The organism is Streptococcus viridans (assembly GCF_900636365.1).
GTDB lineage: Bacteria > Bacillota > Bacilli > Lactobacillales > Streptococcaceae > Streptococcus > Streptococcus viridans_A.
On sequence record NZ_LR134266.1, the window covers coordinates 992,830 to 1,016,380 of the forward strand.

General features: G+C 43.2%; 24 protein-coding genes, 1 pseudogene and 1 riboswitch. Of the genes and pseudogenes, 3 read left to right on the forward strand and 22 right to left on the reverse strand.

The window, feature by feature from the left end:
- Window positions 1-54: 54 nt before the first annotated feature.
- The 9 genes and pseudogenes from ffh to EL081_RS05355 all read right to left on the reverse strand — a co-directional run bounded on the left by ffh (window position 55) and on the right by EL081_RS05355 (window position 8,250).
- Entirely contained in the window at window positions 55-1,626 is a 1,572-nt protein-coding gene (gene ffh / locus EL081_RS05315) for a signal recognition particle protein (RefSeq protein ID WP_126404244.1), read from the reverse strand.
- Between the two features lie 17 nt (window positions 1,627-1,643).
- Window positions 1,644-1,859: a hypothetical protein gene (locus EL081_RS10145; protein WP_049514330.1), complete on the reverse strand. Its 216-nt coding sequence runs from the start codon at window positions 1,857-1,859 to the stop codon at window positions 1,644-1,646.
- A gap of 2 nt (window positions 1,860-1,861) precedes the next feature.
- Window positions 1,862-2,194 carry a putative DNA-binding protein gene (locus EL081_RS05325; protein ID WP_126404245.1) on the reverse strand — a complete coding sequence of 111 codons (333 nt, stop codon included), beginning with the start codon at window positions 2,192-2,194 and terminating at the stop codon, window positions 1,862-1,864.
- 79 nt (window positions 2,195-2,273) lie between these two features.
- A complete protein-coding gene (locus EL081_RS05330) occupies window positions 2,274-3,218 on the reverse strand; it encodes a 3-oxoacyl-[acyl-carrier-protein] synthase III C-terminal domain-containing protein (RefSeq protein ID WP_126404246.1) in 945 nt (314 codons plus the stop codon).
- An 11-nt stretch (window positions 3,219-3,229) separates the two neighbouring features.
- Window positions 3,230-4,498 (reverse strand): F390 synthetase-related protein, encoded by a 1,269-nt coding sequence (locus EL081_RS05335; RefSeq protein ID WP_126404247.1) that lies wholly within the window; start codon window positions 4,496-4,498, stop codon window positions 3,230-3,232.
- Window positions 4,476-5,291: an MBL fold metallo-hydrolase gene (locus EL081_RS05340; RefSeq protein WP_126404248.1), complete on the reverse strand. Its 816-nt coding sequence runs from the start codon at window positions 5,289-5,291 to the stop codon at window positions 4,476-4,478. The genes EL081_RS05335 and EL081_RS05340 overlap by 23 nt, the downstream gene beginning before the upstream one ends.
- Complete coding sequence (locus EL081_RS05345; RefSeq protein WP_126404249.1) at window positions 5,266-6,243, reverse strand: NAD-dependent epimerase/dehydratase family protein; 978 nt, start codon at window positions 6,241-6,243, stop codon at window positions 5,266-5,268. Before EL081_RS05345 ends, EL081_RS05340 begins: the two co-directional genes overlap by 26 nt.
- A pseudogene (locus tag EL081_RS05350) lies at window positions 6,240-7,508 on the reverse strand (glycosyltransferase). Before EL081_RS05350 ends, EL081_RS05345 begins: the two are co-directional and overlap by 4 nt.
- A 43-nt stretch (window positions 7,509-7,551) precedes the next feature.
- Window positions 7,552-8,250 carry a GntR family transcriptional regulator gene (locus EL081_RS05355; protein WP_126404250.1) on the reverse strand — a complete coding sequence of 233 codons (699 nt, stop codon included), beginning with the start codon at window positions 8,248-8,250 and terminating at the stop codon, window positions 7,552-7,554.
- A 138-nt stretch (window positions 8,251-8,388) separates the two neighbouring features.
- On the opposite strand from EL081_RS05355, the gene guaA reads away from it, so the two are divergent.
- Window positions 8,389-9,954, forward strand: coding sequence for a glutamine-hydrolyzing GMP synthase (gene guaA, locus EL081_RS05360; protein ID WP_006596353.1), 1,566 nt, complete (start codon window positions 8,389-8,391; stop codon window positions 9,952-9,954).
- A 181-nt stretch (window positions 9,955-10,135) separates the two neighbouring features.
- On the forward strand, window positions 10,136-10,441 hold the full coding sequence (locus tag EL081_RS05365) for a hypothetical protein (RefSeq protein ID WP_126404251.1): 306 nt from the start codon (window positions 10,136-10,138) through the stop codon (window positions 10,439-10,441).
- A gap of 188 nt (window positions 10,442-10,629) precedes the next feature.
- On the opposite strand, the gene EL081_RS05370 is transcribed toward EL081_RS05365, so the two are convergent.
- From EL081_RS05370 to EL081_RS05410, 9 genes are all read right to left on the reverse strand, one after another.
- Window positions 10,630-11,643: a DUF1002 domain-containing protein gene (locus tag EL081_RS05370; RefSeq protein WP_126404252.1), complete on the reverse strand. Its 1,014-nt coding sequence runs from the start codon at window positions 11,641-11,643 to the stop codon at window positions 10,630-10,632.
- A 194-nt stretch (window positions 11,644-11,837) separates the two neighbouring features.
- On the reverse strand, window positions 11,838-12,440 hold the full coding sequence (locus EL081_RS05375; RefSeq protein ID WP_023026820.1) for a lysozyme family protein: 603 nt from the start codon (window positions 12,438-12,440) through the stop codon (window positions 11,838-11,840).
- Entirely contained in the window at window positions 12,440-13,414 is a 975-nt protein-coding gene (locus EL081_RS05380; RefSeq protein ID WP_126404253.1) for a nucleoid-associated protein, read from the reverse strand. Before EL081_RS05380 ends, EL081_RS05375 begins: the two co-directional genes overlap by 1 nt.
- Before the next feature lie 8 nt (window positions 13,415-13,422).
- Window positions 13,423-14,679, reverse strand: a complete 1,257-nt coding sequence (gene glyA / locus EL081_RS05385) for a serine hydroxymethyltransferase (protein WP_126404254.1) — start codon at window positions 14,677-14,679, stop codon at window positions 13,423-13,425.
- A gap of 12 nt (window positions 14,680-14,691) precedes the next feature.
- Window positions 14,692-15,123, reverse strand: coding sequence for a GNAT family N-acetyltransferase (locus EL081_RS05390; protein ID WP_126404255.1), 432 nt, complete (start codon window positions 15,121-15,123; stop codon window positions 14,692-14,694).
- 10 nt (window positions 15,124-15,133) lie between these two features.
- Window positions 15,134-15,724: an L-threonylcarbamoyladenylate synthase gene (locus tag EL081_RS05395; RefSeq protein ID WP_126404256.1), complete on the reverse strand. Its 591-nt coding sequence runs from the start codon at window positions 15,722-15,724 to the stop codon at window positions 15,134-15,136.
- On the reverse strand, window positions 15,711-16,547 hold the full coding sequence (gene prmC, locus EL081_RS05400) for a peptide chain release factor N(5)-glutamine methyltransferase (protein WP_126404257.1): 837 nt from the start codon (window positions 16,545-16,547) through the stop codon (window positions 15,711-15,713). Before prmC ends, EL081_RS05395 begins: the two co-directional genes overlap by 14 nt.
- On the reverse strand, window positions 16,547-17,626 hold the full coding sequence (prfA, locus tag EL081_RS05405) for a peptide chain release factor 1 (RefSeq protein ID WP_126404258.1): 1,080 nt from the start codon (window positions 17,624-17,626) through the stop codon (window positions 16,547-16,549). Before prfA ends, prmC begins: the two co-directional genes overlap by 1 nt.
- A gap of 9 nt (window positions 17,627-17,635) precedes the next feature.
- Window positions 17,636-18,223: a thymidine kinase gene (locus EL081_RS05410; RefSeq protein WP_126404259.1), complete on the reverse strand. Its 588-nt coding sequence runs from the start codon at window positions 18,221-18,223 to the stop codon at window positions 17,636-17,638.
- Window positions 18,224-18,642: 419 nt separating this feature from the next.
- Between EL081_RS05410 and EL081_RS05415 the strand changes: the two genes are divergently transcribed.
- Window positions 18,643-18,825 (forward strand): 4-oxalocrotonate tautomerase, encoded by a 183-nt coding sequence (locus EL081_RS05415; RefSeq protein ID WP_001117401.1) that lies wholly within the window; start codon window positions 18,643-18,645, stop codon window positions 18,823-18,825.
- Between the two features lie 177 nt (window positions 18,826-19,002).
- Here the strand turns inward: EL081_RS05415 and EL081_RS05420 are convergent, their stop codons facing one another.
- The 4 genes from EL081_RS05420 to guaC all read right to left on the reverse strand — a co-directional run bounded on the left by EL081_RS05420 (window position 19,003) and on the right by guaC (window position 23,456).
- Window positions 19,003-20,349: an MATE family efflux transporter gene (locus EL081_RS05420; RefSeq protein ID WP_126404260.1), complete on the reverse strand. Its 1,347-nt coding sequence runs from the start codon at window positions 20,347-20,349 to the stop codon at window positions 19,003-19,005.
- A gap of 116 nt (window positions 20,350-20,465) precedes the next feature.
- On the reverse strand, window positions 20,466-21,728 hold the full coding sequence (locus EL081_RS05425; protein WP_126404261.1) for a nucleobase:cation symporter-2 family protein: 1,263 nt from the start codon (window positions 21,726-21,728) through the stop codon (window positions 20,466-20,468).
- Window positions 21,728-22,309 carry a xanthine phosphoribosyltransferase gene (locus EL081_RS05430; RefSeq protein ID WP_126404262.1) on the reverse strand — a complete coding sequence of 194 codons (582 nt, stop codon included), beginning with the start codon at window positions 22,307-22,309 and terminating at the stop codon, window positions 21,728-21,730. Before EL081_RS05430 ends, EL081_RS05425 begins: the two co-directional genes overlap by 1 nt.
- A 75-nt stretch (window positions 22,310-22,384) precedes the next feature.
- Window positions 22,385-22,480, reverse strand: a riboswitch (purine riboswitch).
- Window positions 22,473-23,456 (reverse strand): GMP reductase, encoded by a 984-nt coding sequence (gene guaC, locus EL081_RS05435; RefSeq protein WP_048691233.1) that lies wholly within the window; start codon window positions 23,454-23,456, stop codon window positions 22,473-22,475. Its footprint overlaps the riboswitch before it by 8 nt.
- Between the last annotated feature and the right edge of the window lie 95 nt (window positions 23,457-23,551).

Genomic DNA, 23,551 nt, shown 5'->3' on the forward strand with positions numbered 1-23,551 from the left:
ACTATTTTCTAAAAGAACCCAGAACAGTGTGTTCCAGGCCCTTATTAGAAACGATTATTTCCGTTTTTTCTTATTTTTGCGCATTTGTTTGGCCATCTTGTTCATCGCCCGTTTCATCATGAATTCGCCGGCTTTTCCTTTAAGACCACCACCGAACATTTGGCTCATGTCAGGCATCCCAGCGCCTCCGCCAAGAGCTGATAAGTCAGGCATACCGCCTTGTCCCATCATGCCTTCGAGGGCAGACATATCAGGCATACCACCAGGCATATTCTTCGGCATATTATTTGGATTAAGCCCCATTTGTTTCATCATCTTGTTCATATCACCAGAGAGGACACCTTGCATCATCTGTTTGGCTTGGTTAAAGTCCTTGATGAATTTGTTCACTTCGACAAAGCTGTTTCCTGAACCAGCAGCAATCCGACGACGACGGCTAGGGTTCAACAAATCTGGATTTTCGCGTTCAGCTGGGGTCATAGAAGATACAATGGCGCGTTTTCGAGCAATTTCTCGTTCATCTACCTTGAGGTTTTTCATGGCTGGATTGTTGGCCATACCTGGAAGCATCTTGAGTAGATCTTCCATTGGTCCCATGTTTTGAACTTGGTCTAACTGGTCGATAAAGTCGTTGAAATCAAAGGTATTTTCCCGCATCTTCTCAGCGAGTTCAATGGAGCGTTTCTCATCGTATTCTTGAGAAGCCTTCTCGATCAGCGTCAGCATATCCCCCATACCGAGGATCCGGCCAGACATGCGGTCTGGGTGGAAGGTTTCGATATCAGTGATTTTTTCACCAGTACCAGTGAATTTGATTGGCTTCCCAGTAATCTGACGGACAGAAAGGGCTGCACCACCACGAGTATCCCCATCAATCTTGGTCAAGATGACCCCGGTCACTTCGAGTTGTTCGTTAAACTCACGCGCCACATTGGCTGCTTCTTGACCGATCATGGCATCCACAACCAAGAGGATTTCGTTCGGCTCAGCAAGAGCTTTGACATCGCGCAACTCGCCCATGAGTTTTTCATCGATTTGCAGACGACCGGCCGTATCGATCAAGACATAGTCATTGTGGTTGGCTCTTGCTTGCTCCAAACCTTGACGTACGATCTCGACTGCAGGGACTTCTGTTCCCAATGAGAAGACAGGGACATTGATCTGTTGACCAAGAGTCTTCAACTGGTCGATGGCAGCTGGACGATAGATATCGGCCGCAATCATCAAAGGACGTGCATTTTCTTCCTTGACCAATTTGTTAGCCAATTTCCCAGCAAAGGTTGTTTTACCAGCCCCTTGAAGACCGACCATCATGATAACGGTTGGAATCTTAGGCGACTTGATAATGTCTGCTGTCTCAGAACCCAAAATGGCTGTCAATTCTTCATCGACAATCTTCACGATTTGTTGGGCAGGGTTGAGGGTTTCAATGACCTCATGCCCTACGGCCCGCTCGCGGACGCGTTTGATAAAGTCTTTTACAACAGGAAGGGCAACGTCGGCCTCTAAGAGGGCTAGACGAATTTCTTTGGTTGCCTCTTGGACATCCGCTTCAGAGATTTTCCCTTTCTTACGAAGATTTTTAAAGACGTTCTGTAAACGTTCGGTTAAACTTTCAAATGCCATTATTTTCTCCTAATTTTTCAATTCAGTGGAAATCGTCCGAAATGTTGCAAACATTCTAGTTCTTCGGGTGTGACTTCTTTCATGATTTCATTTGGATATCCCCAACAGCTAAAACCTATTTGCATAGCTTTGGAGATATCATTGGGCGAGATAATTTGTAGTCGAGTAGGAAATACTCCCTCTGCGACTAATAGTTTGCAAGGTATTCCTTGATAAATGACGAGACTGCCCATAATCACTCCCGATTGTCAATGCTTGATAAAATTTCAACCTGCTCTTGTAGAAAAGCATCTTCCGGATAGCGTTCTAAAATCTGATCAAAAATCTGACTGCGAACAATGTAGTCAGAATACATATGAAGCTTCATTTCATAATCTTCCAGTATCTTTTCTGTACGTTTGATATTATCATAAACAGCTTGGCGACTAACACCGAACTCTTCCGCAATCTCAGCCAAGCTGTAATCATCTGCATAATAGAGCTCGATATAGTTCATCTGTTTGTCTGTCAAAAGAGCTGCGTAAAACTCAAAGAGAGCATTCATTCGGTTGGTTTTCTCAATTTCCATACCTTTCATTATATCAAAAAAGCCCACTAAAGACTAGCGGGACTTGATGCTTTTTGAGTTGAAATAAGAGGATTGATCATCAGAGTTTCAGAGCTAACATATTAACCGTCATCCCTGCGGCAGTTCCCATTAAGAAGATGGTATCTCCTTCTTTGACAAGGCCATGATCTAGGGCGTAAGCTAGGCCAAAAGGCACCGCAACAGAAACCATGTTTCCGTAATCGCTAACGATGTTAAGATACCGATGGTCTGGTACTCCTAATTTCTCCATGACCAAAGGAAGAGCACGACTGGCTTGGTGAGGAATGATATAGTCTACATCGGCAAGCGATAGACCAACCTTGTCTTGAAATTCTTGGAACATTTCTGGAATAACACGCGCAGAAAGTAAGAGAATTTTCTTCCCTTTCATGTCAAACATGAAGTCGGTTTTGGTCGCTTCGCTATAATGTTTTGGATGGTAGGCTGTTAAACCGCCGCGAATCTCTGTATCATGGGCCCCCTTAGACCAGGTCCGTTGAAGGCTTGCAATCACTCCTAAATCTTCCGTCGTGCTTTCAAAGATAAAAGCAGCTGCCCCATCACTAAACAATTCATAGCTTTCTTTCTGCTTTGGATTAAGACCTAGGCTTCCCACCTCACTTGAAACAATGAGGACACGCTTGTACTCGCCACCTTCGATCAGATAAGAAATGGTACTGAGGGCTGAAATAAAGCTGGTACAAGTGGTATTGATATCCATAGCTGGAATGGTCAAGTCTTTGGCCACTCGTTCATGGATTAGAGCTGCCGTACATGGAATCGGCTGAACCCCAACGGCGCTCGCTGAAACTAGGCAGTCAATATCTGCCATGGTCAATTCTGCCTGCTTTAGAGCCTGTTCAATAGCACGAGCGGCTAGGTCGATCTGAGATTCTTCATCTTCTTTTACGCGGTAACGTGTCTGGTCCTTAAAGGTGACTTGATGCTTGGGTAAGGCTGTTCCATAGCCTTTAATACGAACGTGTCTTTGTACACTTGTCATAATGCTTCCTCCTATTTTTGAAGACGTTGTACGCGCTTGAGTTTGCGACTTGTGTCCCATTGGTAGTCAATAAAGGTAAGAGTGGGCATGATAAAGCCCTTTTGATCTGCTAAGACTTGAAATTGGTTGCGGATAGCCTCTTCTATCTCAGGTGAACGTTTGCTGAGAGCAACCTGAACTTGTCCATCTTCTGTTTGAGTCACTTGATAGTCTTGAATCCCTTCGACAAAGAGGATACAACGCCGAATGAAGTCTGGATAAACCATCTGTAGCTCGCCGTCTGCTTTCTTGAAATAAAAGATATCGTCTGATCGCCCCTCAATTTTAGCAATCCGTGTAAAGACAGAACCACAACTGCAGAGTTCAGGATCCTCTACCAGAATATCATTGAGCCGGTAGCGGAAAATAGGTTGGCTCCTACGTTTAAAATCTGTAATGATAGGATAAAAACGGTGGTCATCCAAATAGTCTTTTTCCACTGATAAAATGTCCTCGTTGAGGTGCAAGTTCCCCTCAGAACAGGTACAGGCTAAGAAACCTTCTGTCGCTTGGTAGACCTGATCAACCTTAGACAGATGAAATGCCTGACGAATGAGGTCCCGGTCCCGATCCTCTAAGATTTCAGCGACGGAAACGACCTTTCGGGGTTGAATCTGTAGGGCCTGACTCTCTAGATATTTGGTTAAATCCAATAAGGTAGAGGCTGGAGCCACAAGGATAGTCGGCTGGTAGTCATTCAAACGCCCGATATGCTCTTGGCTATCTTTGAAAATATCAAAATATTCTAAGCGAATCAAGGGAGAATTGATGGTTTGATAGAGCTCGTTATCAGCACGGAGGAAAAAGGCAATGCGGTGCCCAAAGAGCTTCCCTTTGGGAAGCATTTTAGCGAGAATAGCGGCTGCCCACATACTACGTTCTGTCTCTGTCGTGATAAAAATGCCTCGGTGGCCGGAGGTACCAGAGGAAAGACCAACTGCTACTTCTCCTTGCATCTCTGTAAAATCACGAGACTGCTCTCCGCGAATGGCCATTTCAAGAGCCTTGTCCCGATCGATTCCTTGGGTGTTTAACTCATTGAAATGCTCCATCATAAAGGTCTTGTCCATATAGCGGAAGTCCTTTGGAACGTCTTGAGCGAAATAGGGCGAATGTTGGAGTAAGAAGTCCTGGTATTTTTGCAGCTCTTTATCTTGGTAGCGCTCGAGGTCCTCTCGGTTCTTAAAGCGGTGCCCCCAGCGGGTCTGGCAAAAGGTTTTAAGAAAGGTCCATTTTTTCATCTAGTATCCTTTCTACCCGATCCATTGGATCATGACTGACAAGAACATCGATCCCTTGATGTAGCAATGACCGCAAGAAATTGACGTTTTCTAAATAGGCCTCAACATTATCCTGAACTTGACTAGGAATCCAGCGCATCTGCTCTGTCAAGGGAAGAAGGTCAATTCCCCAACAGAGATCAGCCCCGATAAACAATTGGTACTCTGGAAGGAATAGGCAACCCTGTCCCTTAGCGTGCCCATCATGGGAACTAAGGAGAATACTGCCGTCTCCAAAGATATCCTCTGTTGCCGTATAAGGAAAAAGAGGATTGGTTTCTTGAGGTTGCATGATTTGGACGGATTCTTCAAAATGATCCGGCAAAAACTCTTTAAAAATTAAATCCTTAAAGCTGGGCTTCTGGTAGACCTGATAAGCTTTCTCGGTGACCAAGAAGCGCGCCTGTTTGAAACAACCCGCTCCTCCTAAATGGTCTGGATGAAAATGCGAGAGGATGACATAAGAAATGTCATCTGGTGAAATCCCTGTCGCTTGAAGCAAGCAATCAATCTGGTCTTCCTTTTTCATCTGCATAGGAGTTCCAAGACGGTAATAAAGATAACGGAGTTTACTTTTGATCTCATAATGATAGCCAGTATCGTAGAGAATATAACCGTGTTCTCGGTGTTTGAGGAGATAGACGCCTGCTGGAAAAACCATCTTCTTTCTTTTCTGCCCTTTAAAGAGCAAGGCGAGATTGCTAGTACAAAAGCCAGCAGGGAAGTACTTAATGCTTTCGATAATCTTGGACATACTGGGCAATTCCCTCCTTGATGCTGATGCGTGGCTCATAGCCCAACTCTTGTCTTGCTTTTGAAATATCAAGAGTCTGACTATAACGCAATAGGTAGTAGGTATAGCGAGTTAATGGTGGCTCTCCCTTTAGAGGTAAGACCTGATAAAGAACCTCTAAGCTAGAAGCTAAGCCACCTAGAAGAAAGGCAGGTAGCTTTTTATAACGAATAGGAAATCCCAAGCCCTGCAAGGCTTCTTCTATTAGTTCTTTAAAAGGAGTCGGCTCGCCGTTGGTAATGTTATAGACTTGCCCTTCTGCCCTATCTGCTTTCAGAGCCAAAGCGATGGCCAAGGCAACATTCTCGACACAGGTCATGTCCATCAATTGCTTGCCCTCTTTGATTAAGGGGATTCCAATTTTCTGGCTTAGCTTGAGAACTCGCGGAAGGATGCTTGTATCCCCAATGCCAAAGAGCCCACGTGGACGAAGGATGATACTTGGAACATCCGGGTAAGAAGGAAAGAGCTTCTCTGATAGCAGCTTACTTTTGATGTAGTTATTTAAATGATTTTCAGCTGGAGCATCTTCTTCTTTGATGTCGATTTGGTCTTTTGGTGCAGCGTAAATACTTGGTGAAGAAACATAGACCAAGCGGCTTATTTTATTAGTGCGACAAGCTTCTAAAACATGCTGGGTACCAAGGACATTGGCTTGGTAAAAACTTTCCCAAGGCCCCCAAACCGTTGATAAAGCTCCAGCATGGACGACCATTTCAACTCCCTTGCATGCCTCTTCTACTGCTTGCTTGGAACTCAGATCTCCTTTGAAGAATTCCACCTTGTCTGAAACCAAGCTTTGCCCTACTGCCTCATTCCGACCAAAGGCGCGAACAAAGTAGCCTTCTGCTACTAACTCTTTTACCACATATTTTCCGAGAAAACCTGTTGCTCCTGTTACGAGTACTTTCATGGCGCCTCCTTTTTAATTAAGCGATGAATTTCTTTCTTTAAAATGCTGGTGGGATCATAGGCTAGAGCTCTCTTTTGGAGCTCTTTGAGTTGGGCCCAGTCTTTTCTTGCAAGTAATTGCTCAAAGGCTTGGGCAATCTTTTGACTCTTGTCCTTGGGAGCTTGCAAGGCTACTCCTGCTTCTACTCCACGAATAGCATAATCATATTGGTCATAGTCATGCGGAAGGATTAAAGCTGGAATCCCATTTTTGATGCATTGAAAGAAAATCCCTGCTCCACCATGGTGGATAACATAATCCATTTGAGGGATATAACTTTCATAAGGGAGATAAGTAAGAATGGATACATTGTCTAAGAGCTTCTCTGTTTGGAAAGATTCAGCCCCTTTGCCTAAGGTAACAAAGAACTGGCATTCTGGATGTTGTTGAGCCAAGATTAGGGTTTGCTGAACGATTTTATCCTGCGCCCAGGCAAGTTGAGTGCCTAAGGAGACTAGAACCTTGATTTTATCCAAAAAAAGTGTGAGATCAAAGTTATAATTGGATGCTTCTTCAACAGAAGAGCCAACTGGTCCTACCCAATGATAGTAGGGAGGAAAGCCTTTTTTTAATTCCACTTCTTGCATTCCGATGCCAAGGATAGAGTAGGGAGAATAGATGGTTTCCCATCCGTCCTTATTGTAGAGACGGAAATGATATTGTTTTAAACGACTTCTCAAAGAGAAAGTCGCTAGACGCTTGATAAGTCTGGTCAATTTTCTAGCTAAGCTATGTTTCAGTTGATCAAACCTAGTTTTCTCACTTCCCATCCCTGCAAAAAAGCAAGGTGGGCCAAGAGGTGTTTCCATTGCAAACTGGGTCGCCATGCTGGTCATCCAAGGGATTTCCAATTCCTCTGCAATCAAACCACCAGAAAGTGTCACATAGTCCGCAATGACTAGATCTGGACGATGAGCAGTCCATTCTTCTCGTAACTGGTCAGAAACGATATTCATTAAATCTAATCCATTAGAAAGCTACTTATAGGCAGTCAGCAAATTTAATTGACGATGGTTAGTAGATATTTTATCGAAAAAATCCACCTGGTCTTTCATAATTGGGACAACAGTAAAGCCCATATCTTCAGCTACTTTTTGCTTTTGTGATCCTGTAAAAATTCGAATCTCAAAGTTAGGATCATGCAATAATGGGGCTAAAAGTAGAAGAACAGGATAAAGATGGCCACTGAGAGGCACCACAACAGCATCGATTTTAATCCGAGACATAAAACCTCCGTGTGTTGAATTGACATGATAGGGATTGTGTCATCTAATTATTTTCTAAGTAAAATTCAAACCGCTCTCCAACATACTGACTCTTTACATATTCAAAGGCTGTGCCATTATCTAAGTAAGAAACTTGCGTCAGCCCAAGGATGGCTTGTCCTTTAGGGATTTCTAGATATTCAGCAATCTTTTCTTTAGCCAAGCGAGCGTAGATGGTTTGTTGAGATTTCCCGATACGATAGCCGTGTTTTTCCAAGGTTTGGAAGAAATGACTGGTCACTTCTTCTTTTTTGAAGTTCTTGATAAATTTCTCTGGGATGGAGGTGACTTCATAAACGACTGGTACACCATCCGCATAACGAACCCGTTCCATACGTACGATGGTTTCAGTCTTGTCGATACCAAGCTTATCTAATTCTTGTAGGCTTGGAATGGTGCGTTTGTATGATATAACCTGTGTCGAAGGGATCTTTCCTTGGGCCTTCATGATTTCAGTAAAACTGGTTGTCCCCCGCATCTTTTCCTGGACGCGCGTGCTAGCGACAAAGGTCCCACTGCCTACACGACGCTCCAGTACTCCTTCTTCTACCAAGAGAGTGATGGCTTGACGGAGGGTCATCCGACTCACCTGGAACTTTTCTGCCAGGTCTCGTTCGCTTGGTAGGCGTTGTCCGATTTTCCAGATTTTCTGGTCAATCTCTGCCTTGATTTGGTCGTGAATTTGAATGTATGCTGGGATCATATTGCTACTCTTTCTATCTGTTACAACCTATTGTAGCGCAAATTTATCAAATCTTCAATCCTAGTCAGTCTTGATTGGTAATGAAGGGCCTTTTGTGTTAGAATAGAGGAAAAGATTTTTCTAGAAGAAGGGGAAAAGATGACAAACCTATCAACTGATTTGCATGATGTTGAAAAAATTATCGTGCTTGACTACGGTAGCCAGTACAATCAGCTTATTTCACGTCGTATTCGTGAGATTGGTGTCTTTTCAGAATTGAAGAGCCACAAAATTACTGCAGCTGAAGTTCGTGAAATCAATCCAGTTGGGATCGTTCTTTCAGGCGGACCAAACTCAGTGTATGAAGAAGGGTCTTTCGATATTGATCCTGAAATTTTTGAACTTGGCATTCCAATTCTTGGGATCTGTTATGGAATGCAACTATTGACTCACAAGCTCGGAGGAAAGGTTGTACCTGCAGGGGACGCTGGTAACCGTGAATATGGTCAATCTGAGCTAAACTTAGCTGAATCTTCTGCCCTCTTTGAGGGAACACCTGATAAACAGTTGGTCTTGATGAGCCACGGTGATGCTGTAACAGAAATCCCCGCTGACTTTGTCCGTACAGGTACTTCTGCTGACTGTCCGTATGCTTCGATTGAGAATCCTGACAAGAAAATCTATGGTATCCAATTCCACCCTGAAGTTCGCCACTCAGTACACGGATATGATATCCTTCGCAACTTTGCCTTGAATATCTGTGGTGCCAAAGGTGACTGGACAATGGATAACTTTATCGAGATGCAAATCAAACAAATCCGTGAGAAAGTTGGAGACAAACGTGTCCTCCTTGGTCTCTCTGGTGGTGTTGACTCTTCTGTTGTTGGAGTTCTCCTCCAAAAAGCGATTGGGGATCAATTGATCTGTATCTTTGTAGACCACGGTCTTCTTCGTAAAGGAGAAGCTGACCAAGTCATGGATATGCTTGGTGGTAAGTTTGGTTTGAACATTGTCAAAGCTGACGCTGCCAAACGTTTCTTGGACAAGTTGGCAGGTGTATCTGATCCTGAACAAAAACGGAAAATCATCGGTAACGAGTTTGTCTATGTCTTTGACGACGAAGCAAGCAAGCTGAAAGATGTGAAATTCTTAGCACAAGGAACACTCTATACAGACGTCATCGAGTCAGGTACGGATACTGCTCAAACTATCAAGTCTCACCACAACGTGGGTGGTCTTCCAGAAGATATGCAGTTTGAACTGATCGAGCCGCTCAACACTCTTTACAAGGATGAAGTTCGTGCTCTTGGAACTGAACTTGGTATGCCAGACCACATCGTATGGCGCCAACCATTCCCAGGCCCAGGACTTGCGATTCGTGTCATGGGTGAAATCACTGAAGAAAAACTTGAAACTGTTCGTGAATCAGACGCTATCCTTCGTGAAGAAATTGCTAAAGCTGGTCTTGACCGTGACATCTGGCAATACTTCACTGTTAATACTGGCGTTCGTTCAGTAGGTGTTATGGGCGACGGTCGTACTTACGACTACACCATTGCCATCCGTGCTATCACTTCTATCGATGGTATGACAGCTGACTTCGCTAAGATTCCTTGGGAAGTTCTCCAAAAAATCTCCGTTCGTATCGTAAACGAAGTTGACCACGTTAACCGCATCGTCTATGATATTACAAGTAAACCACCTGCAACTGTTGAGTGGGAATAGAATGCCTTGACAACATAACGCTTGAAATCATTGATTTCAGCGTTTTTTTATATAAGTAAGACAACATTTATAATCAAAATGCCCCAAATGAAAAACCCTCTTGTATGAATCTAGCGCTTATGTTATGATAGTTTAAAACTATTCCTTTTAAGTAAGGAATTCATAAAGTTAGGAGAATCAAATGTCTGAAATTACAGTTTCGCGTCAAACAGGGCTTGTTGGTGTTGTTCAAAAGGCAAACGTTTATTTTAATGGTGAATGTGTTGCTAGGTTAAGTAAAGATGAAACTGTGACACTTCCTCTTCCTGAAGGTCTTGATTTCGTTAAAGTTCATGTTAATCAAAAAGGTTCTGTTACTCCAACAAAGGAGGTTATTGTAAAAGCTGGTCAAACAGCTGTAATTAAGTCCTCTCCTTGGGTTCCATTTTTAGGCCTCTTGGGAACAATTTTACGAATCCCCTATTTCACAATCGAAGTAACAGATTAAGAGAGTGGGATAGAAATCGGTAATTCGTTAGAATTCGATTTCGTCGTCCCACCTCCGCACAGTTGAGTAGGGCTGTAAAAGCTGATGAAATCAGCTTAGTAGAGCCCACTCAACCACTGCGTCTTGCTCGATAATCCAAAGATAATTGAGAGGCTAGGACTTTTGTCCCAGCCTCTTTTTTGTAAGCTTTATTTCTTCTTGATTTGATGACGATGAACATGATAGACCATTAACCCAATCCCTAGGAGCGCCAGAACTCCCAGTCCAATCATAGGATATAGAGGAATATTGTTGGTATCTTTCAATAGTGTCTCCGTATCGAACTTGGTATCAATCGTATTAAAGCTATCTCCTGCCTTCTCAATAATATCCTGTTTTAGAGTTTTGAGGGACTTGACTAGTTTTTTATCAGAGCCTAGCTGACTATTCGAAAGCTTGTTAGCAAATTCAACTAATTGTTTGGCTTGTTTATCCGTTATAGCGCCCTCTAGTTGGTAGTTTTTTAGAATCTTTGTAACCAGCTTTTGAAAATCTTTTTTTCCGAGCTTTTTGTCTTGATTGCTTTCTGTTAGCGCTGCGATTTTAAGATCGATGACAGCTACATTGAGTTTATCTTCATGGAAGGCTTTTTTACGGGCACTCTCTTTATAGATCGATGCAAGCAGGGATAATTCTTCTTGAGCGAGTGTTTTATTTTCATCAGAAATCGTGCTACCATTTTGCTCAAGGGAGTATGCGACCGATGCAAGTGCGCTTAAACCTGAGGCTTCTGTTGGGGAGGCAATCGTGACATCTGCACGTTCTATACCAAGAGTGGTTAGAGCATTTCTGTTCATATCTGCGGTCACTTCTGTTATATTTTGAGGAGTGACAATGTGCACGCTAACGGGCGCTTTCTTGGCTTGTTTCTGTAGTTTAACGGAGGAATAATGATCTCCATTCTCATCAATCGTAAAGCTTGTATAAGCAGAAGGATCCATGGTTTTCCATTCCTTATCTATTTCCTCGTTATACATCAAGAGACTAAGGGTTTGCTCGACTTGAAATTCATCCAATGATGAGCCAATGACATAGTCGGCTTGGTTGTATTTTTGATCAATAACTTTCTGTACGCTTGAATTGGCAAAAACTGTTGAAGAGCTTGCAAGGAGTGCAAACCAGCTTGCGATAAAGATTCCAATAAATTTCCTGACTGGTTTCATACTTTCTCAATAACCCCTTCTAGAATACTAATACGTTTTCGGACAATAAAAAGGAAGCAGGTTTTATCCCTTTGCCTCCTTTTTAGTTTATCCTTTTTATCTTAAGACTGGCTTACAGCTTCTTTAAAAACAGATGACAGTTTCCTCCATAAAAAAACAAGGGTTTCCTCCCTTGTTTAGAGTGATTGTTTGTATTAGAACCAAGAAAAGAGTTTCATGATGAACTGATTCATTTCAACGAGACGTGAATAATAATAATTTCCCCCATTAACGTAGAGCTCTGAGCCATGTAAAAATGAAATAGGATGGAGATAAAGATAGGTCTTACCAGTGACATTTCCAAGACTCGGTGCAACCACTTCTTTTGAGTATTTACGGGCTAATTCAAGACTATTTTTCCCGCCATTTTTAGCCACATATTCAATGTAATCTTGTCCAAAATTATAAGCCTGGACAGCTGTCCAAGGATCAACACCCTTCTCCTTTGCTTTTCGCAGATTCTCAGAGAGGGTTTGAATCCCTTGCCGGATACTTTCTTTGTTATTGGTGATGGAATTTGTCTGGCCGGTTGCACTTTCACTGGCCTGCATGACATCATCTTCCTTGCCCTTGGTCTCTGTATAAATCATAGCAAGAATCAGGTCTTCATTGGTACCAGTGTCTTCCTCAGCCAGTACTTCACGCACTAAGGTACGATAAGTCATGACCTGTTTAACATCCCGGTGTATCTGATAGCCCTTGTATATGAAAAAGACGAGCAAGAGGCAAAAGAAAATTTTTATTATTCGTTTCATCATTATTTATTCTGAATGTCCTCTATATTCTTGATGAGGATCGAGTAAGTCCCATTCTCATTCTGGATGAACTCTACCGATTCAGCATCTTCGTAAACATGATTGGGAACCAAAAGCTCAATTCCGTTTGAAAGGGAGAGCTTTTGGTTTTCAAATTTTTTCAATTGGCGGCTGGCATCAATCTCATCGAAGCGAACAGGATCTGGAATAGTCTCTTTCACCTGATCGACAAAACTGAGTCGAGCTGTTAAGTTGTTATCGAACAAATCATTGGCTAACTTTTCAGGTGACAATTCATTCTCTTCTTCCAGTTGGTTGAAAATTGCTGATTTGACCTTGGATTGGAACTGAAAATCATCTTGTTGGAAGTTCTCAGCAATCCGTTGGGCCGTTTTTTCGATTTCTTTGATCGATTTTTTAGGTGAAATCTTGGGTTGCTCCTGGAGGAGATTCTCAGAGAAATAGTTCAAGAAAGTCCCATTGTACTTGATTCGTTTTTCAATCAAATGGTACTTGCGACTTTGAAGATTGATGACCAAGGCTTCATCGGCCCCCGTTCCAAAGCCAGGTAGATTGTTTTGCGTTAGCTTGATTGGGTTATCTACTTCTCCTCCAAGATGGGTCAAGGTTTCCCGTAAGGCGATCCGAAGAAAGGCAAAATGATCCACCCCTTCTTTTGAGAATTGGATAAACACCAAGTCGTTGGTCTTTTGATTCTCAGAGACGACAAATTCTTCTTTCCAGCGATTGGCTAAGACTACTGAAGTTTCTAGGAGATCATCCGTTATCATCTCAAGGAATGGATTGTCTTCCTCAAAAATGCCGGTTTTCGCCTCATCGGAATAGACCCGCTCAATCTTTTTGCGCAAGTATTCCTCAATTTTGGGGGTGATATTCAGGAATTTGTCTGCCAGATAAATATCGGTATCATCTGGGCTAAATTGATGAATGATGGCTTTTTTTACGTAAATATCCATAAGATGGTTTAGTCCTCGTAAAGTGGGAAGGCATCTGTCAAGGCTTTGACTTGGTTCCGCACTTCTTCTAATACAGCTGGGTTCTCTGCGTTTTTCAAGGTTTTGATCATCAGTTCAGCCACTGTACGGCTTTCCTCTACTCCAAAACCACGAGCGGTGATGGCTGCTGCACCGATCCGAATCCCACTGGTCTTGAATGGCGACAAAGTTTCATAAGGAATGGAGTTCTTGTTGAGAGTAATATTGACTTCATCTAGCAAGTTTTGCGCCACTTTCCCATTTTCAACGACTTTCGTCACATCGACAAGGAAAAGGTGGTTCTCAGTTCCGCCTGAAATGACACGGAAATCAGGATCTTGTAAGAAGACATCCGCCATAGCCTGACTGTTTTTAATGACGTTCGCTGCATACTCTTTAAAGGCTGGATCCAGTGCTTCCTTGAAGGCTACTGCTTTAGCTGCGATGACATGCTCCAAAGGTCCTCCTTGAATACCAGGGAAGATAGCTGAATTGATCTTCTTAGCCAAGTCTTCATCATTGGTCAAAATCAAGCCACCACGAGGGCCACGAAGGGTCTTGTGAGTGGTCGTGGTCGTGATATGGGCATAAGGAACTGGACTTGGATGAAGACCTGCTGCTACTAGACCAGCAATATGGGCCATGTCAACCATGAGCTTGGCTCCTACTGCATCCGCAATCTCACGGAATTTTGAGAAATCAATAATCTGAGAGTAGGCTGATGCACCAGCAACGATGAGTTTTGGCTTCACTTCTTGGGCTTGTTTTAAAATGGCGTCAAAATCCAAGAGTTCTGTTTCAGGATCCACGCTGTAGGATACAAAGTTGTAGGTTTGCCCTGAGAAGCTCACAGAGGCACCGTGAGTTAAATGTCCACCAGCAGCCAGATCCATACCCATAACAGTATCGCCAGGCTCAATCAAGGCCATATAGGCAGCGCAGTTGGCCTGACTTCCTGAATGCGGTTGAACATTAGCGTACTTAGCTCCAAAGATTTCTTTAGCGCGTTCGATGGCGAAGCTTTCAACCACATCGACCACATCTGTCCCGCCGTAGTAACGACGACCAGGGTAGCCTTCGGCATATTTATTGGTCAGAATAGATCCTTGAGCAGCCATAACCGCCTTAGAGACGACATTCTCAGAAGCAATCAACTCAATATTGTTTTGCTGGCGCTCTTCTTCTTTGGCAATGGCATTCCATAGGTCAGCATCATAGGCTTTGTAATCTTCTTTGTCAAAAATCATAGATCTACTCCTTTAAAAAAATTTTATAAAACGTTTTTGTAGCTTATCAGAGCTATAACCGACATGCTCGTAAAAAGCATGAGCCTCAGTGCGGTAGTCAGCAGAGTTTAAGCGAATAAAAGCGTATCCTCTTCGTTTGGCTTCTTCTTCTAATCCTTGAAACAAAATTTTCCCGATGCCTTTCCCTTGCTGATCAGGTAAAACAGCAAGAGCCAGAACATTAAAACCTGGATCCGAGTAAAGAGATTGGTAAACTTCTGCATGAACATAACCAAGCAGTTGCTGGGTCTCGCTATCTTCAAACCCGATGAAAAAATGGTGGGAATCTTGGATCAATTTAGCTAGTTGCTGGGCTGTTTTCTCAGTAGAAAAAGAGTAGCCTAATGCTTGCTCGTTAATCTGACTTAAAGACTCCACATCCGTTAATAAAAGGTTACGTAACATCTTCTTCCTCCTAGAAAGGAATCTCTGGTACACGCTCAAGGATCTCCGAACGTGTAATGGCACCCTGACGCAAGATTCGGGCTTTAGAACCCGAAAGGTCTAGAATAGTTGAGTCTTGTCCAGTTAGAAAGCTATCGTCTTCAAGTCCTAAAACACCATGGCCAAGTTCCTTAAGAATTTGCTGGCACTGGGTTCCACTAGCTTTCCCAGATAGATTGGCAGAAGGTCCGATCAAGGGACCTGTTTTACGAATTAATTCCAATGTTTTTGGATGGGCTGGCATCCGAAAGCCAACCGTAGCCATCCCAGAATTGATCCAGTTTGGCACTTCTTTATTAGCCTCAAGGATAATGGTTAAGGGTCCTGGTAAAAAACTTGCAATTAATTTGGATAGGTAGGATGGTTGGTTTTTCGAATAAAATCGAATTTCTGCTTCGCTGGAAATATTTAAATTCATAGCCTTTTCACGAGGGCGTTGCTTTAGAGCATATACATGATCAACTGCTGCTTCATCCAGAGCCTTGGCAAAGAGGCCATAGACGGTTTCTGTTGGTAAGATAACTGCATGTCCAGCTTCTAATTCTTTCTCAAATAGATCCATTGTCTACTACTACCATTCTATCTTGTCCAAATTGATCTTTCAGAACGCGAACGCGTTTGTTGGGAAATGCCTCTTGAAAGAGTTCTTTTACTTTAGCTCCTTGCTTATAGCCAATTTCTAGATAAACCTTTCCATCTGCTGTTAAAACACTTGGTGTCTGCTTGGCAATCTTTTCGTAGATGGCATATCCATCACGATCCGCAAAAAGAGCTAAGTGGGGTTCAGAGGCTAGTACGTTTGCTCCGACTTCTTCTACATCATCCCGAGAAATATAGGGTGGGTTGGACACAATCAGGTCATAAGGACCTGATAACTGATCCAAAACATCTGAAGACTTGAAGGAAACGACTGCTCCTAACTGTTTGGCATTTTCTTGAGCCAGGGATAAAGCTTCTTCTGACACATCACTAGCTTGAACCTGCCAGTTAGGTCTAGCAAGAGCTAAACTAATAGCAATGGCCCCACTACCAGTTCCGATATCTAGAACTCGTAAGGCTTCCTCATCGTTTTCCTCCAGTATGAGATCCACCAACTCCTCTGTCTCTGGTCGTGGGATCAGCACGCGCTTGTCAACTGTAAAAACATGGCCACAGAAGTCTGCACTGCCAATAATATACTGGGCAGGCACGTGATGTTTCAGCTGCTCAAAGATGGATTCAAGCAAGGCCTGGTCCTCTGCTTCCACTTCTTTTTGCAAGGCAAAGACAAAGTCTGTAAAGGTCCAGTTTTTTAAAGCTCGATACGCGAAGGAGAGGCTTTCTGCTTCCTCTCCAACGGCTATTAATGCTTCTTCATACTGAGCTAATAATAGTCCCAACAACATTATTTGTTCAACTCTTCAAGTTTTTGTGTTTGGTCATACAAGACCAAAGCATCGACCACTTCGTCCAGTTTACCAGATAAGATAGTATCCAGTTTTTGAAGGGTCAAGCCAATCCGGTGATCGGTCACACGGTTTTGAGGGAAGTTATAAGTCCGGATCCGCTCTGAACGGTCACCAGTACCGATAGTGGACTTCCGCTCAGCGTCTTGCTCGTCTTGGGCAATCTGAGCAAAGTGGTCAGCCACACGCGCACGGATGATCTTCATGGCTTTTTCACGGTTCTTCTGTTGGGTCCGTTCTTCCTGCATCTCTACTTTGATGTTGGTAGGCAAGTGGACGATACGAACGGCTGTTGCGACCTTGTTGACGTTCTGTCCACCCGCACCAGATGCGTGGTAGATGTCAATCCGAAGATCTTTTGGATCGATATCATACTCAACTTCTTCGATTTCTGGCATGACCAGAACGGTTGCTGTAGAGGTATGGACACGACCTTGGCTTTCAGTCACAGGAACGCGTTGTACCCGGTGGGCACCAGATTCATACTTGAGTTTCGAGTAGACTGATTGACCAGAGACCATGGCTACGACTTCTTTGATCCCGCCAACGCCATTGTAGGATGCTTCCATGACTTCAAAGCGCCAGCCTTGGCTTTCTGCGTATTTTTGGTACATCTGCAATAGATCACCAGCGAACAACTGGGCTTCGTCTCCTCCTGCTGCCCCACGGATTTCCAAGATAATATTCTTGTCATCGTTTGGATCTTTTGGAAGAAGTAAGATTTTCAGTTTTTCTTCGTATTCTTCTTTTTCAGCCTTAGCATCCTTAAGTTCTTGCTTGGCCATTTCTTCCAAATCAGCGTCTCCACCTGATTCTTTAATCATTTCTTCAGCATCGACGATATTTTGAAGGACTTGTTTGTACTCACGGTAAGCTGTCACCGTGTCACGAGTGGAAGCCTCTTCTTTTGAAAGCTCCATAAAGTGTTTGGTATCAGAGACCACATCTGGGTCACTCAATAACTCTCCTAACTCTTCGTATCGGTCTTCTACAGCTTGTAGTTGATCATAGATATTCATGTTTGCTCCTTAAGATTTCTTTTCTTGCTTAATATCTGGATTAAAATAATGCTTGCGGCAAACCGAGATATAGGTCTCGTGTCCACCGATCTGGATCTGCTCTCCATCGTAGACGGGTTTTCCCGCTTGGGTACGCAAGACCATAGTCGCCTTGCGGGAACAGTATTGGCAGATAGTTTTGATCTCCTCAATCTTGTCCGCTAACAAGATGAGGTGTTTGGAACCTTCAAAGAGTTCATTTCGGAAATCATTTTTGAGGCCAAAAGCCATCACCGGCACATCCAGTTCATCAACAACCCTAGCCAAGTCATAGACATGGTGGCGTTTCAAAAACTGAGCTTCATCGATCAAGACACAATAGGGTTTCTCTTCCAAACTTTGGATATAACCGAAGATATCTGTCTCATCTTCAATGGCCATAGCTTCTCGTTTCATACCGATCCGGCTAGAAACTACTCCAACTCCATCTCGTGTATCGATTGCCGAGGTCATGATGACGACGCTCTTGCCTTGCTCTTCATAATTATGGGCCACCTTCAAGATTTCAATGGTTTTCCCTGAGTTCATGGTCCCATATTTATAATATAATTGTGCCATTTTCCTTCTGTTCTCTCTAAAATGTGTTTCATTATATTATAACACGGGCAGTAAATTAGGGCAACTTATAGAGAGGTTCACCATTGGATGATGGACTATGGACGTAGAGTTCTACGAAGCCTTGTTTTTCCTGTTTGCACTAGCAAAAATTTCACTCTGTTGCCACTTCATTTTTGTTATTTGAGAATAAAAAAAGCGTCTATCATTTCCCTGACAAAATGACAAACGCATAGTGAGAGACCACTTCTCACAAATTAATTATACCATAATAAGTGAAGTTATGTAAGTAGGTAGTACTAAATATTGGTAAAAAATTTTTATATGGTTATTAAACTTATACTCGCAACATCTACATAGACTCCTCCTTTTCATATAAAATGTGATAAAATAAGGTTAAGATTTATAAAGGAGGTGGCGCAATGCCATTTGTACGTATTGATTTATTCGAAGGGCGCACCTTGGAGCAAAAGAAAGCTTTGGCCAAGGAAGTAACCGAGGCTGTCGTTCGGAATACAGGTGCTCCGCAATCTGCTGTTCATGTCATTATCAATGATATGCCTGAAGGAACCTACTTCCCTCAAGGTGAAATGCGCACTAAATAAGAGAGTGGGACAGAAATCGGTAATTCGTTAGAATTCGATTTCGTTGTCCCACCTCCGCACAGTTGAGTAGGGCTGTAAAAGCTGATGAAATCAGCGTAGGAGAGCCCACTCAACCACTGCGTTTTGCTCGATAATCCAAAGATAATTGAGAGGCTAGGACTTTTGTCCCAGCCTCTTTTAGGAATTTTGGTATTTCTTTTGTATCTGCCATAGTCGAAGTTGGTAGCAGATTCCACTCACGACAAGGCTAGAAATGAGGCCAATCCAATAAGCATAGGGACCGAGGTCAGTCACATGATCAAAGAAAATCCCTAGAGGAATAGAGATACTCCAATAACTAAAGACTCCTAATAAGAAAGGAACGGTTGTATCCTTATAGCCTCGCAAAATTCCTTGTAGGGGGGCTGCAAAGGTATCGGCTACTTGGAAAAAGAGACTAAAGGTCATGAATATAGCTGTTTGCTGAACAAAGATTGGATCCTTGCCATACAATCCAGCCAGTTGGTAGCGGAATGTATATAGAAAGACAAGGGTAATAATCGCAAAGCCAAAGGCTGTCAATCGTCCCAAACGGCAATATTGTTTCACTACCTCCGGTCTTCCGGCTCCTAGTTCGTAAGATACAATAATGGCCATGGTGCTTGAGATACTAACTGGGAAAGCATACATCATGTTTGAAAAGTTCATAGCAGATTGGTGACTAGCAATGGTGAGTGATGGGAATTTTGCCATGAGCAGTCCAACAAGTGAGAAGATGATGACTTCAGCAAAAACAATTCCCCCGATTGGAAGGCCAAGGTGCAATACTTCTTTGACCCCTTTAAGATCATAAGGTTGTGGCTTCCACAATTGATAAGGAGTTACCTTGGGATGCTTGCATAAGATCAAAACTGCAATAATTAGTAGAACCCAGTAGGCCAGAGAGGTCCCCAGGCCTGCTCCTGCTCCTCCCATCTCTGGAACACCAAAGGCTCCATAGATAAGGACATAGTTAAAACAGGCATTCAAAGGCAAGAGCAAGAGCATTAAGTACATCGATAGACGCGTCATTCCCAACGTATCCAGGAAGGTTCGCACGATACTAAAGAGCAACAAGGGTAGGATTCCTAAAGAAAGGAAATATAAGTAGCGAATGGCTATCTGAGCAACAACATCTTCTAAGCCGATCTGCTTGAGTATGATTGGTGCAATCCCCCAGACAAAGCCTATTAAGAGAACAGCCATACCAAATGACATATAAAGAAATTGATAAAAATCGCCAGCAATCCGTTCTTTGTCTCCCTTGCCTAGGTGATGCCCGACAATCGGCGTTAGGGCAGAGACAATTCCTGTCAGGAAAGTAAAAAAGGGATTCCATAGACTCGTAGCCGTAGAAACACCAGCCAAATCAAGGGTACGATACTGACCAGTCATGGCCGTATCCACAAAACTAGCAGAGTAGTTGGCGAGTTGATAGACCAGGAGAGGGATAAATAGACTGATAAACAAGCGTAAGCGCTCTTTAAAATGATGGGTTAGATACATGGTAGGACTCTCTTCTTATCATGGTGAAATTTTCTCTTACCACTCTACTATATGTCTCCTTAAATGTCAAAAAAATTAAAAAACTGAAGATCTAACGGATCCTCAGTTTTTTTAGATTATTTTTTATTGCGGTTCAAGATGGCGTTCAGAATGATAGCCAAGACGCTGGCAACAACAATTCCGTTTGCAAAGAACATTTTAAAGGCACTTGGTAGGCCATTAAAGAGGGTGCTGTTGTTCAATCCTACCCCTGCTGCGATCGATACAGCTGCGATGAGGAAATTGTGCTCATTGTGCTCAAAATCAACACGCGCAAGGATCTGCATCCCTTGAATAGACACAAAACCAAACATGACTAGCATAGCTCCCCCAAGTACTGGACTTGGAATGATTTGCGCCAAAGCTCCAAACTTAGGAAGGAGACCAAGGAGAACGAGGAAACCAGCCGCGTAGTAGATTGGAAGACGGGTCTTGATACCAGACAATTTCACCAAGCCGACATTTTGTGAGAATCCAGTGTATGGGAAGGTGTTGAAGATACCACCGAGAAGGACGGCCAATCCTTCAGCACGGTAGCCATTACGAAGGCGCGTGCTATCAATTGGATCTTTTGTAATATCTGAAAGGGCAAGATAGACACCAGTTGATTCGACCATGGAAACAGTTGCGATGATACACATCATGACAATTGAAGTAATTTCAAACTTAGGAGCTCCAAAGAAGAATGGCGTCGGAACGTGAACAACTGGAGCTTGTGCTACAGGTGCGAAGTCCACCAAGCCCATTGAAGCTGCGATGGCTGTCCCAACAATCAACCCAATCAAAATAGAGATGGATTTGATAAAGCCAGTTGTATAGATGTTGACCACCAGAATGATGAGAATGGTAATCACGGCCAAGATCAGACTTTGAACTGTTGGTTCTTCAGCATTGTTCCCCATATTCCCAATCGCTACTGGAATCAAGGTCAAACCAATAGTCGTAATGACAGAACCCGTCACAATGGATGGGAAAAGGTTAGCGATTTTAGAGAAGAAACCTGAAACCAGAACCACATAAATCCCGGAAACAATCAAGGCACCAAACATGGCACCACTACCATGACTAGCTCCAATCATGCTGAGAGGTGCCACAGACTGGAAGGCTACCCCAAGAACGACCGGAAGACCAATCCCGAAGTATTTGTTTAATTGCAATTGCAAGAAAGTGGCTACCCCACACATAAAGATATCTGTAGAGATGAGATAGGTCAATTGATGGGCATTATAACCCAAAGCACCTGCAATCATGATCGGTACTAAAATAGAGCCCGAATACATAGCCAATAGGTGCTGCAAGCCTAGAATGGCCGCCTGTGAATGGTTTTCTTGTTTTTGCATTAGATGTCTGCCTCCTTAAATACAACCTGACCGTTTTCAAAACGGTCCAAACGAGCTAGTGAAACAACTGGGTAGCCGAGTTCTTCTAGCAATCCACGGCCATCTTGGAAGGATTTCTCGATGACGATACCGACTGCTTCTACACTCGCACCCGCTTGTTCGATAATCTGGATCAAGCCCTTAGCTGCTTGGCCATTTGCTAGAAAGTCATCGACGATTAAGACGCGATCATCAGGTGTTAAAAACTTGCTAGCAATGGAAACCGTACTGGTCACTTGTTTGGTAAAGGAATAGACTTCTGCTGTCAAAATCCCTTCATTCATGGTAATATTCTTGGCTTTTTTGGCAAAGATCATGGGAAGTTCCAAAGCTTCTGCCACATAGAGGGCAGGAGCGATCCCGGAAGCTTCAATGGTCACAACCTTGGTCAAACCAGCATCTTTAAAGCGTTCCGCAAAAGCCTTCCCAATTTCTTTCATCAACTGGTAATCCACTTGGTGGGTCAAGAAGGAATCGACCTTGAGGATGTTTTCTCCCAGGACATTTCCGTCTTTTAATATGCGTTCTTCTAATAATTTCATGTTTTCTCCTAAACAGTTTGGAACAAAAAATAGAGACTTACCTAGTAAGCCTCTACAGAATCCAAGTATCCCTGGATTAATCTAAGACTTACTTATTGTTAGGTGTTCCGGTACCTTGTAGAGACCTTGCGCCAATCCGCAAGATAAATAAGTAATTGTAGTTTTAATGAGAGTCACCATTCCAGATAGAATTCTTAACGATGACATAATCGACATGCTTGAGATCAGCAACCTTGCGGCCTCCAGCATAGGAAATAGAACTTTGCAAGTCTTGCTCCATCTCTGTTAAGGTATCTTGCAGATGACCTTTGGCTGGTAGGAGGATTTTCTTGCCTTCAACATTTTTATAAGCCCCTTTTTGGTACTCGGAAGCAGATCCATAATACTCCTTAAAGGATTCACCATCTACTTCAACCGTTTTCCCTGGGCTTTCGATGTGACCTGCAAAGAGAGAACCAATCATGACCATGCTGGCACCAAAACGAATGGATTTAGCAATATCTCCATGGGTCCGAATGCCACCATCTGCAATAATGGGCTTGCGAGCTGCTTTTGAACACCAACGAAGGGCGGCTAACTGCCAACCGCCAGTACCAAAGCCAGTCTTCACTTTTGTGATGCAGACCTTACCAGGACCGATCCCGACCTTGGTAGCATCTGCTCCAGCGTTTTCCAACTCACGAACGGCCTCTGGAGTTCCGACATTTCCTGCGATGACAAAGGTATCTGGCAATTCCTTCTTGATATGCTGGATCATTTGGATCACACTATCTGCATGACCGTGAGCGATGTCGATGGTGATGTATTCAGGTGCATCGTCCTTGAGTTGAGTCACGAAGTCGTACTCATAGTCTTTTACTCCAACTGAGATGGAAGCAATCAAGCCCTGATCGTGCATCCGTTTGATAAAGGGAATGCGACCAGCTTCGTCAAAGCGGTGCATAATGTAAAAATAGCCCCCTTTAGCCAGTTGTTCGGCCACATCTTCATCCAGGATGGTCTGCATGTTGGCAGGTACGACTGGTAGCTTGAAGGTGTGCTTACCAAACTGAACTGTCGTGTCTGCTTCTGCACGACTTTTGATAATACACTTGTTAGGGATTAGTTGAATATCTTCGTAATCAAAGATTGGAAATTCGTTTAACATACGGATTGAAATCTCGTTTCTAAATTTTAAATCGTGATGGATCATCACTTCGTCTTCCGACGTTTCCATTCAAGATTATAACAAAGATACGGAGG

Bases quoted from the DNA above. Each gene is read 5' to 3' on its own strand.
- EL081_RS05380 (WP_126404253.1), bottom strand. From the start codon at position 13,414: ATGGATATTTACGTAAAAAAAGCCATCATTCATCAATTTAGCCCAGAT.
- EL081_RS05365 (WP_126404251.1), top strand. From the start codon at position 10,136: ATGTCTGAAATTACAGTTTCGCGTCAAACAGGGCTTGTTGGTGTTGTT.
- EL081_RS05330 (WP_126404246.1), bottom strand. From the start codon at position 3,218: ATGACAAGTGTACAAAGACACGTTCGTATTAAAGGCTATGGAACAGCC.
- EL081_RS05325 (WP_126404245.1), bottom strand. From the start codon at position 2,194: ATGGAAATTGAGAAAACCAACCGAATGAATGCTCTCTTTGAGTTTTAC.
- EL081_RS05375 (WP_023026820.1), bottom strand. From the start codon at position 12,440: ATGATGAAACGAATAATAAAAATTTTCTTTTGCCTCTTGCTCGTCTTT.
- EL081_RS05345 (WP_126404249.1), bottom strand. From the start codon at position 6,243: ATGAAAGTACTCGTAACAGGAGCAACAGGTTTTCTCGGAAAATATGTG.
- EL081_RS05370 (WP_126404252.1), bottom strand. From the start codon at position 11,643: ATGAAACCAGTCAGGAAATTTATTGGAATCTTTATCGCAAGCTGGTTT.
- EL081_RS05340 (WP_126404248.1), bottom strand. From the start codon at position 5,291: ATGTCCAAGATTATCGAAAGCATTAAGTACTTCCCTGCTGGCTTTTGT.
- EL081_RS05390 (WP_126404255.1), bottom strand. From the start codon at position 15,123: ATGTTACGTAACCTTTTATTAACGGATGTGGAGTCTTTAAGTCAGATT.
- EL081_RS05395 (WP_126404256.1), bottom strand. From the start codon at position 15,724: ATGGATCTATTTGAGAAAGAATTAGAAGCTGGACATGCAGTTATCTTA.
- EL081_RS10145 (WP_049514330.1), bottom strand. From the start codon at position 1,859: ATGGGCAGTCTCGTCATTTATCAAGGAATACCTTGCAAACTATTAGTC.
- glyA (WP_126404254.1), bottom strand. From the start codon at position 14,679: ATGATTTTTGACAAAGAAGATTACAAAGCCTATGATGCTGACCTATGG.
- prfA (WP_126404258.1), bottom strand. From the start codon at position 17,626: ATGAATATCTATGATCAACTACAAGCTGTAGAAGACCGATACGAAGAG.
- EL081_RS05355 (WP_126404250.1), bottom strand. From the start codon at position 8,250: ATGATCCCAGCATACATTCAAATTCACGACCAAATCAAGGCAGAGATT.
- EL081_RS05430 (WP_126404262.1), bottom strand. From the start codon at position 22,309: ATGAAATTATTAGAAGAACGCATATTAAAAGACGGAAATGTCCTGGGA.
- EL081_RS05420 (WP_126404260.1), bottom strand. From the start codon at position 20,349: ATGTATCTAACCCATCATTTTAAAGAGCGCTTACGCTTGTTTATCAGT.
- prmC (WP_126404257.1), bottom strand. From the start codon at position 16,547: ATGTTGTTGGGACTATTATTAGCTCAGTATGAAGAAGCATTAATAGCC.
- EL081_RS05415 (WP_001117401.1), top strand. From the start codon at position 18,643: ATGCCATTTGTACGTATTGATTTATTCGAAGGGCGCACCTTGGAGCAA.
- EL081_RS05335 (WP_126404247.1), bottom strand. From the start codon at position 4,498: ATGAAAAAATGGACCTTTCTTAAAACCTTTTGCCAGACCCGCTGGGGG.
- EL081_RS05410 (WP_126404259.1), bottom strand. From the start codon at position 18,223: ATGGCACAATTATATTATAAATATGGGACCATGAACTCAGGGAAAACC.
- EL081_RS05425 (WP_126404261.1), bottom strand. From the start codon at position 21,728: ATGCAAAAACAAGAAAACCATTCACAGGCGGCCATTCTAGGCTTGCAG.
- ffh (WP_126404244.1), bottom strand. From the start codon at position 1,626: ATGGCATTTGAAAGTTTAACCGAACGTTTACAGAACGTCTTTAAAAAT.
- guaC (WP_048691233.1), bottom strand. From the start codon at position 23,456: ATGTTAAACGAATTTCCAATCTTTGATTACGAAGATATTCAACTAATC.
- guaA (WP_006596353.1), top strand. From the start codon at position 8,389: ATGACAAACCTATCAACTGATTTGCATGATGTTGAAAAAATTATCGTG.